This window comes from Pseudomonas sp. NPDC087639 (genome assembly GCF_044743385.1).
Lineage (GTDB): Bacteria > Pseudomonadota > Gammaproteobacteria > Pseudomonadales > Pseudomonadaceae > Aquipseudomonas.
Genome location: NZ_JBIUWI010000108.1, coordinates 1 through 9687 on the forward strand (window position 1 = coordinate 1; position 9687 = coordinate 9687).

Annotated in this window: 11 protein-coding genes; 2 read left to right on the forward strand and 9 right to left on the reverse strand. The window is 57.2% G+C overall.

What is annotated here, in order from left to right:
- Positions 1-899: argininosuccinate synthase (locus tag ACIOVB_RS26060; RefSeq protein ID WP_401272109.1), on the forward strand; the 899-nt coding region annotated here is incomplete at its 5' end.
- 133 nt (positions 900-1032) lie between these two features.
- Here the strand turns inward: ACIOVB_RS26060 and ACIOVB_RS26065 are convergent.
- On the reverse strand, positions 1033-1749 hold the full coding sequence (locus tag ACIOVB_RS26065; RefSeq protein ID WP_401272117.1) for a hypothetical protein: 717 nt from the start codon (positions 1747-1749) through the stop codon (positions 1033-1035).
- A 517-nt stretch (positions 1750-2266) separates the two neighbouring features.
- Between ACIOVB_RS26065 and ACIOVB_RS26070 the strand changes: the two genes are divergently transcribed.
- Positions 2267-2893, forward strand: a complete 627-nt coding sequence (locus tag ACIOVB_RS26070) for a response regulator transcription factor (protein ID WP_042560733.1) — start codon at positions 2267-2269, stop codon at positions 2891-2893.
- An 89-nt stretch (positions 2894-2982) separates the two neighbouring features.
- On the opposite strand, the gene ACIOVB_RS26075 is transcribed toward ACIOVB_RS26070, so the two are convergent.
- The 8 genes from ACIOVB_RS26075 to metG all read right to left on the reverse strand — a co-directional run.
- Positions 2983-3162, reverse strand: a complete 180-nt coding sequence (locus ACIOVB_RS26075) for a PA3496 family putative envelope integrity protein (RefSeq protein ID WP_401272110.1) — start codon at positions 3160-3162, stop codon at positions 2983-2985.
- 106 nt (positions 3163-3268) lie between these two features.
- A complete protein-coding gene (nth, locus tag ACIOVB_RS26080; RefSeq protein ID WP_187678169.1) occupies positions 3269-3907 on the reverse strand; it encodes an endonuclease III in 639 nt (212 codons plus the stop codon).
- Complete coding sequence (locus tag ACIOVB_RS26085; protein WP_401272111.1) at positions 3904-4473, reverse strand: Rnf-Nqr domain containing protein; 570 nt, start codon at positions 4471-4473, stop codon at positions 3904-3906. Before ACIOVB_RS26085 ends, nth begins: the two co-directional genes overlap by 4 nt.
- The gene (locus ACIOVB_RS26090) at positions 4470-5075 is read right to left on the reverse strand and encodes an RnfABCDGE type electron transport complex subunit G (protein WP_401272112.1); all 606 of its coding nucleotides are present in this window, start codon (positions 5073-5075) and stop codon (positions 4470-4472) included. Before ACIOVB_RS26090 ends, ACIOVB_RS26085 begins: the two co-directional genes overlap by 4 nt.
- Complete coding sequence (locus ACIOVB_RS26095) at positions 5072-6055, reverse strand: RnfABCDGE type electron transport complex subunit D (protein WP_401272113.1); 984 nt, start codon at positions 6053-6055, stop codon at positions 5072-5074. The genes ACIOVB_RS26090 and ACIOVB_RS26095 overlap by 4 nt, the downstream gene beginning before the upstream one ends.
- Positions 6042-7250, reverse strand: coding sequence for an electron transport complex subunit RsxB (gene rsxB / locus ACIOVB_RS26100; RefSeq protein WP_401272114.1), 1209 nt, complete (start codon positions 7248-7250; stop codon positions 6042-6044). The genes ACIOVB_RS26095 and rsxB overlap by 14 nt, the downstream gene beginning before the upstream one ends.
- A complete protein-coding gene (locus tag ACIOVB_RS26105) occupies positions 7247-7816 on the reverse strand; it encodes an electron transport complex protein RnfA (protein WP_401272115.1) in 570 nt (189 codons plus the stop codon). Before ACIOVB_RS26105 ends, rsxB begins: the two co-directional genes overlap by 4 nt.
- A 131-nt stretch (positions 7817-7947) precedes the next feature.
- Positions 7948-9687, reverse strand: a 1740-nt coding sequence (gene metG, locus ACIOVB_RS26110; RefSeq protein ID WP_401272116.1) for a methionine--tRNA ligase, incomplete at its 5' end; no start/stop codon positions are given.

Below are 9687 nucleotides of genomic sequence, written 5' to 3' on the forward strand. Positions count from 1 at the left end.
CCAACGAAACCGGCGCTGACGCCATTTCCCATGGCGCCACCGGCAAGGGCAACGACCAGGTACGTTTCGAGCTGGGCGCCTACGCGCTCAAGCCAGGCGTGAAAGTGATTGCGCCATGGCGTGAGTGGGACCTGCTGTCCCGCGAGAAGCTGATGGACTACGCCGAGAAGCACGCGATCCCGATCGAGCGCCACGGCAAGAAGAAATCCCCGTACTCGATGGACGCCAACCTGCTGCACATCTCCTATGAAGGCGGCGTGCTGGAAGATACCTGGACCGAGCACGAAGAAGACATGTGGCGCTGGACCGTCTCCCCGGAGAACGCGCCTGACAAGCCGCAATACCTGGAACTGACCTACCGCAACGGCGACATCGTTGCACTGGACGGTGTCGAAATGACCCCGGCCACCGTGCTGGCGACGTTGAACAAGATTGGTGGCGAGCACGGCATTGGCCGTCTGGACATCGTCGAGAACCGTTATGTCGGCATGAAGTCCCGTGGCTGCTATGAAACCCCGGGCGGCACCATCATGCTGCGCGCTCACCGCGCCATCGAATCGATCACTCTGGACCGTGAAGTCGCTCACCTCAAAGACGAGCTGATGCCAAAGTACGCCAGCCTGATCTACACCGGCTACTGGTGGAGCCCTGAGCGTCTGATGCTGCAACAGATGATCGACGCTTCGCAGGTCAACGTGAATGGCGTGGTTCGTTTGAAGCTGTACAAGGGCAATGTGATCGTCACCGGCCGCAAGTCCGACGATTCGCTGTTCGACGCCAACATCGCGACCTTCGAAGAAGACGGCGGTGCCTATAACCAGGCCGACGCGGCGGGCTTCATCAAGCTCAACGCCCTGCGCATGCGTATTGCTGCCAACAAGGGCCGCAAGCTGTTCTGATTTTTACAGACTGACGCGCCAATGAAAGGGCGGCCTTGTCTTCGAGACAAGGCCGCCCTTTTTTATAAATTCTTTGTCTGGCTCTTATCGAGCGTTTTTCCGCTGCATCTGCTTCTCGGCAATGCTTCTTTCTTCAGGCCCGCGCCAACAGCGTTACCCCTTGTGAGCACAGGTTGTAAACCACGCAGAGTGTGGTGCCTGAGCCTTTCTTCGCGTGCTTGATGTGCAGCAACACATTTTCCGTCAGTGAAACGTCCGACACGTGATTGGAAAGAAACACGATCACACGGGTGGCTTTTTTGTCGGTGCGTTGGATTTTTTCCACAATCGTGGCGAACTCTCTCGATGCATCAATATCCCGTGCATCGATGATGTGCAGGTTGCTTACGGAAGCGGACAACTGAATATTGTATTGAAGCGTCCGGTGTGACTTCGTAATGATGCCAGGAGGCGGATCGAGCGTATTATGGATTTTTCCCGTGTTGGCGCATTGGGCTGCAGCGGTTTCGCTGGGCACGACACTACTTGATATGCCGAACGTGCAATGTGCGATTGTGTCCTGCGTCGGCATGTTTCGTTTGTTGTCGCGATCATTATGGTCGTTGGCCTTTAGAAAACTCTTGTCTTTGCCAAAGTCAGAGGGTGAATAAAGTGAGCGGTGGTTGAAGTTCAGGGTAATAAAAAATAGAAGTAACAAATAAAACGGAAAACTGATCAGAAACCAGACGTATATTTCGCGATCTTCATTGTTGAGAAACGGCAGAGAGATAGCGGCTGATGTCTCGGAGATGGCTGCAAATATAGCGATAACTGTCATGGGGTTGGTGATTTTGTTTTTTATTTTAAACATGGGTGTTTTCTCGTTTTTGATTTTTCTCATTGTTAGTCGCTTTATATGTTCTTGATTATCGTGAATGGGTAGTTGGTGTTTCTATTTATAGCAAAACTGTTGTCTTAAGTATAAATAGCTTGTTTCAAGTCTTTATGGTTGGGTGGGGAGTATATTGGCGCTGTAAGAAATTGCGGCTATTTCCTGATGTTTCGGATGTGTAATCTCCGTATGGCGTGATGCGGATATTCATTCAATTGCCCATGTGATGAATGCAACGAATAGCTGCTCGGACAGGGAGTCTCCAGAGAAGTCGGTTGCACGCGGTTACAAGTTCAAAGCTGAAATATTGCATGGGATTGAAAGGTGGGTTTTGTCAGATGTTTAGAGGGAGACAGATTTTTTGTAGGAATTATCCTCAATGCCCGTAGGGTATGTCTCTCGATGCGAGTGCATCAGAGCCCCGGTATGCCATGGAGCAAGTGACTGGGATATTGTGCGTGCTCTAAAAATTCGAACAGCGAAACTGGACTTGCCCATGAATAAAGTGCTGATCGTGGATGACCACCCCGTCATTCGACTTGCGGTACGTATGCTGATGGAACGTCATGGCTACGAAGTCATTGCAGAAACAGATAACGGTGTGGATGCGTTACAACTTGCTCGCGAACAAATGCCGGATATTGTCATTCTGGATATTGGAATACCGAAACTTGATGGGTTGGAAGTTATTGCGCGCCTTACCTCGGTCGCCATGCCTATTAAAGTGCTTGTGTTGACTTCCCAGGCGCCTGGCCATTTTTCAATGCGTTGCATGCAGTCGGGCGCGGCGGGTTATGTATGTAAACAGCAGGATCTGACCGAATTGCTCAGCGCGATCAAGGCCGTGCTCTCCGGCTACAGTTATTTCCCCAATCAGGCGTTGCATACAGTGCGCACCAGTCTGGGTAATGCCAGTGAAGCCGACATGGTGGATCGCCTTTCCGGGCGCGAAATGATGGTGTTGCAACAGTTGGCCCGTGGCAAGACCAACAAGGAAATCGCCGATGGCATGTTTTTGAGTAATAAAACCGTGAGCACCTACAAGACCCGCTTGTTGCTCAAACTCAATGCGCGTTCACTGGTGGACTTGATCGAGTTGGCACAGCGTAATGGACTGGTCTGAATGTCTCGGTAGCTGACGGGGTCATGGGCCGATCTGATTCAGTTTGTCGCAGAAAGTGAAAAGCCTCCATTTCGGGAGGCTTTCAAGTGTCAGAGATCAAAGTCGTAATCGGCCAATCGCCTTTGTAGTCGGCGCTCTTCAAGCAGATTGTCGATAGTGCGGCGTTTGCTCAGATTGGTTTTGGCGACTTCGACTACCGGTTCCTCAGCGTCAGCGTCCGCGGTGTCAACGTCGTCTTCTACGTCCAGTTGCTCTTTGTCGCTACTCATAAGGTTAACTCCGGCTAAGACTGCCTTTGGCGCCCCTTATATCGGTAATGCAGCGACGGGTAAAAAAGATTTTTTCAATCGATCAGTTAATAAATCTAATAGCCGGTCAATCGTCCGATGTTTTGGCCTTGTACTCGCACAAGTCTTCGATCCTGCAACTGCCACAGCGTGGCTTGCGCGCCAGGCAAACGTAGCGTCCGTGAAGAATCAGCCAATGGTGGGAGTCGAGCAGGAATTCCTTCGGCACAAATTTCATCAGCTTGTTTTCCACTTCAACCACGTTTTTGCCCGGTGCAATGCCAGTGCGGTTGCTGACCCGGAAAATGTGCGTGTCGACCGCCATGGTCAGTTGACGGAACGCCGTATTCAGCACCACGTTTGCGGTCTTTCGGCCTACGCCGGGCAAGGCCTCCAGCTCTTCACGCGTTTGCGGCACTTCACTGTTGTGGCGTTCGACCAGCATGCGGCAGGTCTCGATGACGTTCTTGGCCTTGCTGTTGTAGAGGCCGATGGTCTTGATGTATTCGGAAAGGCCTTCGACACCCAGCGCATAGATCGCCGCCGGGGTGTTGGCGATCGGGAACAACTTCGCCGTCGCCTTGTTGACGCCGACATCAGTCGACTGCGCCGAGAGAATCACCGCAATCAGCAATTCGAAGGGCGAGGAGTAGGCCAATTCGGTTTTCGGCTCGGGATTGTCTTCATGCAGTCGGCGAAAAATCTCAAGACGTTTTGCGGCATTCATGGGCGATGCGTTTCCTTGGGAATTGAGTTCGAGCGAGTCCACGCCTGACGGGCCGCAAGCAGCAGCCCCAATACGATGAAGGCGCCGGGAACCAGAGTGACCATGTGCAGCCCCTCACTGAATAAAACAAGTCCTTGCCAGTGTTCTGATAGTCCGCGACCGAGGCTGCCATGACCGAGCAGTTCACGCATTACAGCGAGTACCAGCATCAATGTGCTGAACAAACCGCAGAGTTTGAGCCGCTCGATCCGCGTCTGGCGGAAAAATCCATGCTGTTCCAGCACCACGCACTGCAAGGCAATCAGGCCAGCATAAAGGCCAAAGTTCTGATGCCAGGGCAGATAAAAGCGTTGCGTAAAAATTTCCACACAACTGGTCAACGTAGCGGCGAGCAACAGGCTTGCCAGCAACGCACTTGAACCGTTAAGGCGCGAACGCAGGGGTGCCATGCAGACGCCATAGACCAGCACGACGGTGGCAAACATCATCAGCGTGCCCAGCGTACCGGCCAACGTTTGTGTGGTGCCAAGTAGCAGGACCAGCATCAGCGCGTTCGACAGATTCATGTTCCACTTCCCAGCAACGCCGCGCGATGCTCATCGAAGTAACGCAGCGCATCATGGATTGCGTTGATCGCCGCGCGGGACGTGATGGTCGCACCGGCCATTTGATCAAATTGTCCCTGATCCTTTTTCAACGCCCAACCTGAATCCGTCGGCTCGTTGCTCGATTTGCCAACGAATGCCTGGAGCCAGATGTTAGGCCAGTCGCCGATCACGCCACCAAGCGCCGGGGTTTCGGTTTGTTTGAGGGTTTTCACGCCCAACAATTTTCCGCTCGCATCAATGGCAATCAGCAGCTCGATGCTCCCGGCATAACCCTGCGATTGACTACGCAGCAGCACTGCGACCGTTTGCCCGGCATTGGTCGCGCGATAACCGCCGCTCAGCGTGCTGTGGCTCAAGGCAATGTCGGCCAATGCCAGCGGCTGCTGCAGCGGTTGATTGTCATAAATTTCTGAAGCGAGCACATCGAGCAGTTTGCGGCTGTCGAGCAGACGTTGCTCGGCAGCGATTTGCGGCGCATTGCTGCGTTGCACCATATACGTCGCACCGATGCCGACCCCGGCCAACAGCAGCAGTATGAGTACGCTGGTCGTGCGGTTCATGGGGTCACCTGGGCTTGTCGGTTTGCGGCAAAACGCTCCAGCGCCGGCACGCAGAGATTCATCAGCAACACCGCAAACGCGACACCGTCCGGGTAACCGCCCCAGGTGCGGATCAGGTAAGTCAGCAGCCCGACACCGACACCAAACAGCAGGCGAGCGAGTGCGCTTTTTGCCCCGGATACCGGTTCAGTGATGATGAAAAACGCGCCGAGCATGGTCGCCCCGCTCAGCAGATGAAACAGTGGCGAGCCGTGAGAATCGGAGCCAGAGCCATTCCAGAACAGCAAACTGACCATAAACAGACTGGCAAGCATGCCAACCGGTGCATGCCAGCCGAACACCCGCCGTTGCAGCAAAAACAGCCCGCCGGCGAGAAACGCCAGATTCACCCATTCCACGCCACGTCCGCCGAAGCGCCCGAAGGCTGGATTGGCGGCGAACAGTTCATCGATGGTCAGGCTTTTGTTGATGCGCAGGCTGTCCAGTGCTGTCGCCTGAACCCAGGCGTCAGGTGCCTGACTTGGATTGAACACCTGCTGCACGGTGTCGAGCAGCCCCATGCCTTGGGCCGGCCAGTGGGTCATCGGCTGCGGGAACATCACTATGGCCAGCGCAAAACCGAGCATGGCCGGGTTGAATGGGTTTTTGCCGACACCACCGTACAGGTGTTTTCCAAACAGCAAGCCCGAAGCAATCGCGATCACCGTCAGCCACCACGGGCAGTAAGGCGGCAGGGCAGCGGCGAGCAGTGTGGCGCTGACCAGTGCGCTGCCGTCGCTCAGTGTCGGCTGCAAAGGCTGTCGGCGCAGGCGTGTGACGCCTGTCTCGACGATCAATGCGCCGCTGACGGCCAACAACAAGTTGATCAACACCCCCCAACCGTACATCCAGAACAGCGCCAGCAGCCCCGGCAGCATGGCCAACAGCACCAGCTTCATCGCCTGTTGCAGGCGATCGTCCGGCGTCTCAAGGGGCGACATGGTCTTGCACCTGGCGCTCGGCGTCTTGCAGGCGGGCGCGCGCCTTGTCGAGGGTTTCGCCCGGCGTGTCGGCGCGGCGTTCGAGCTTATTGAGGTCGGCGCGGGCGTAGGCCAATTCGGTTTTCAGCTGTCGAAGCTGGCTGTCGATCGGATGTTTTTCCACGCGTACGAGGTCAGGCACGGGCTGATCACTGGCGGCTTCGGCAGCGTGCAGTGCCTGCTCGGCGTCACGCAGGGCCTGTTCCAGCGTGGCGATCTGCTGCGCGGGCGCCTCGGCGGTCTGGGCCTTTTTCAGCTCGGCGCGGCGCATGGCCAACTGGATCTTTGCCCGTTTCAGATCAGCGTCCTTCGCCGGGACTGGCGCGACCGGAGCGCCGGGTGCGTTGCTTTCAAGTTTCGCCAGAGCCTGTTCGGCCGCTTCGAATTGCTGCTGCAAGACGATCAATTGCGACTGCTGCTCAAAAGTCGGCGGATGGCCGAAGGCTTTCAGGGATTTATGCAATTGTGCGCGGCTCATCGCCACATCAATCTTGGCTTTTTTCAATGCGGCATCGGCGGTCGCGGTTTTCTGCGCGCGCACACGTTCAAGTGCAGCCTGCACCGGGTCAGTTGCAGTGACTTCAGGTTGCGCCGCTTTTTTCGCTCGAGCCTCTCGCTCGGCCTGCTTCTGTTGTTCTTCGCGCAGCAAGCGATCGTTGCGTCGCTCAAAGCGCTGGCGGGCGTGATCGCGTTTGGCGGCGCGGGCGCGCTGTTCTTCAAGGCTGAAGGCCAGGCCACCGACCACCGGCAGCGTGCCGAGCGGCAGTGGATGCATTTCGATGCAGTCCACCGGGCAAGGCGCCACGCACAAATCGCAACCGGTGCATTCGTCGATGATCACCGTGTGCATCAATTTGGCGGCGCCAACGATCGCGTCGATCGGGCAGGCCTGAATGCACTTGGTGCAGCCGATGCATTCGGCTTCGCGGATGTAGGCGACTTGGGGCGGTGCCGAGCCACGGCTGATATCCAGTTCCAGCACCGGCACTTTCAGCAACTCGGCCAGCGCCGCGACAGTTTCGTCACCGCCCGGCGGGCACTTGTTGATCGGCTCGCCCTCGGCGATGCCTTGTGCGTAGGGTTTGCATCCGGGATGGCCGCATTTGCCGCATTGGGTCTGGGGCAGCAGGGCATCGATGCGTTGAATCAGACTCATGTTTTGATCAGTCCACTGAATCCGAGAAAAATCACAGCCATCAGTCCGGCGCTGATCAGATCGATCGGCAAACCGCGAAAGGGCAGTGGAATATCGTTGTCGGCGCTGCGTTCGCGCAAATCACTGAACAGGCTCAGCACCAGCCAGAAGCCCAACCCGGCACCGAGACTCAGCGCCGTCGCCTGCAACAGGCCCTGATCGTTCTGCGCATTGATCAGCGCCAGGCCGAGCACGCCGGCATTGCCCAGTAACAGCGGCCACAAACTTTCGAACGGCCAGTCGGGCAGTCCGCGCGCCAGCAATTTCAGGATCGGCGCGATCAACAGCACGCTCAGCGGTAGAAACACGAACAGGCGCAGGGCTTCAAGTTGCAGCGGCACCAGCAGCCAGTGCCAGACCGCATAACTGAACACGCCGACCACCACCATCAGGCACAACGTTGCCAGTCCCAGCGCATGCACTTGTCGGCGACTGCTGGCCATCAGCGGATCGACGCCCAGCGGCCAGTGCAACACGAAGTTGTTGAGCAGCGCAGCACTGAAAAGCGTAAGCACAAGTTCGGTCATGGTTCTGCCGGCGAAACGGACGGGTGTCTCATAAGGTTAGGCATTATCCGGCTGCCGCGAAGGGTGGGCCAGATATGAAAAATCCCACAGGCATGCGGAGCACGTCTGTGGGATCGATCTAACGCATAGACTTACTTGATGCGCTGACCCGGCTTGGCGCCGCTGTCCGGGCTCAGCAGGTAGATTTCTTCACCGCCAGGACCTGCCGCCATCACCATGCCTTCAGAGATACCGAATTTCATTTTCCGCGGCTTGAGGTTGGCGATCATCATGGTCAGGCGACCGTCGAGCTTGGACGGGTCTGGGTAAGCACTCTTGATCCCCGAGAACACGTTGCGTTGCTCGTCACCGATGTCCAGGGTCAGGCGCAGCAGCTTGTCAGCACCTTCCACGTGTTCAGCCTTGACGATCAGTGCGACGCGCAGGTCGACAGCGGCAAAGGTGTCGAAGTCGATTTCCGCCGACAGCGGATCCTTGGCCAGTTCGCCATTGCCCGCAGGGGCGGCTGCACCGGTGTCGGTCTGGCTGGCGGTCAGGTCTTCTTTCGAGGCGTCGCTCATGGCTTGCACTTTTACCGGGTCGATGCGGGTCATCAGCGGCTTGAACTCGTTGAGCTGATGGTTGGCCAGCAGGGTGGTGTGGTCGTTCCAGGTCAGCGGCGCGACGTTGAGGAACGCCTCGGCATCGGCGGCCAGCAGCGGCAGCACCGGTTTGAGGAAGATCACCAGTTGGCGGAACAGGTTGATGCCGGTGGCGCAGATCGCCTGGACTTCATCCTGCTTGCCTTCCTGCTTGTTCAGCGACCATGGAGCCTTGTCGGCGATCCAGGCGTTGGCGCGATCGGCCAGGGCCATGGTTTCACGCATGGCACGGGCGAAGTCGCGGGCTTCATAGGCGTCGGCAATGCTTGGCGCGGCGGCGAGGAAGGCCTCGGTCAGCTCTGGCGCGGCATTGTTGTCGACCAGCAGGCCGGCGTTGCCTTTCTGAATGAAGCCGGCGCAACGGCTGGCGATGTTGACCACTTTGCCGACGAGGTCAGAGTTGACCTTCTGCACGAAGTCTTCGAGGTTCAGGTCAAGGTCATCGACGCCACGGCCCAGTTTGGCCGCGTAGTAGTAGCGCAGGTATTCCGGCGACAGGTGATCAAGGTAAGTACGGGCCTTGATGAAGGTGCCGCGGGACTTGGACATCTTCTGACCGTTGACGGTCAGGTAACCATGCACGTTGATGCCGGTTGGCTTGCGGTAGCCCGCACCTTCGAGCATCGCTGGCCAGAACAGCGCATGGAAGTTGACGATGTCCTTGCCGATGAAGTGGTACAGCTCGGCGGTGGAGTCCTTGCCCCAGAACGTGTCGAAGTCCAGCTCAGGCGTGCGGTCGCAAAGGTTCTTGAAGCTGGCCATGTAGCCGATCGGCGCATCCAGCCACACGTAGAAATATTTGCCCGGCTCGTCCGGGATCTCGAAGCCGAAGTACGGCGCATCGCGGGAGATGTCCCACTGTTGCAGGCCGGCGTCCAGCCACTCGGCGATCTTGTTGGCTACGGCGTCTTGCAGGGTGCCGCTGCGGGTCCATGCCTGCAGCATTTCCTGGAAGTCCGGGAGCTTGAAGAAGAAGTGCTGGGAATCCTTGAGCACCGGGGTGGCGCCGGAGATTGCCGACTTCGGATCCTTCAGGTCGGTTGGTGCGTAGGTCGCACCGCATTTTTCGCAGTTGTCGCCGTACTGGTCTTCGGTGCCGCATTTCGGGCAGGTGCCCTTGATGAAGCGGTCGGCCAGGAACATTTTCTTTTCCGGGTCGTCATACTGGGTGATCGAGCGGTGGGCGTTGTGCCCGGCGTCTCGGGGCGGGAGATAGATCTGGGTCGGGAG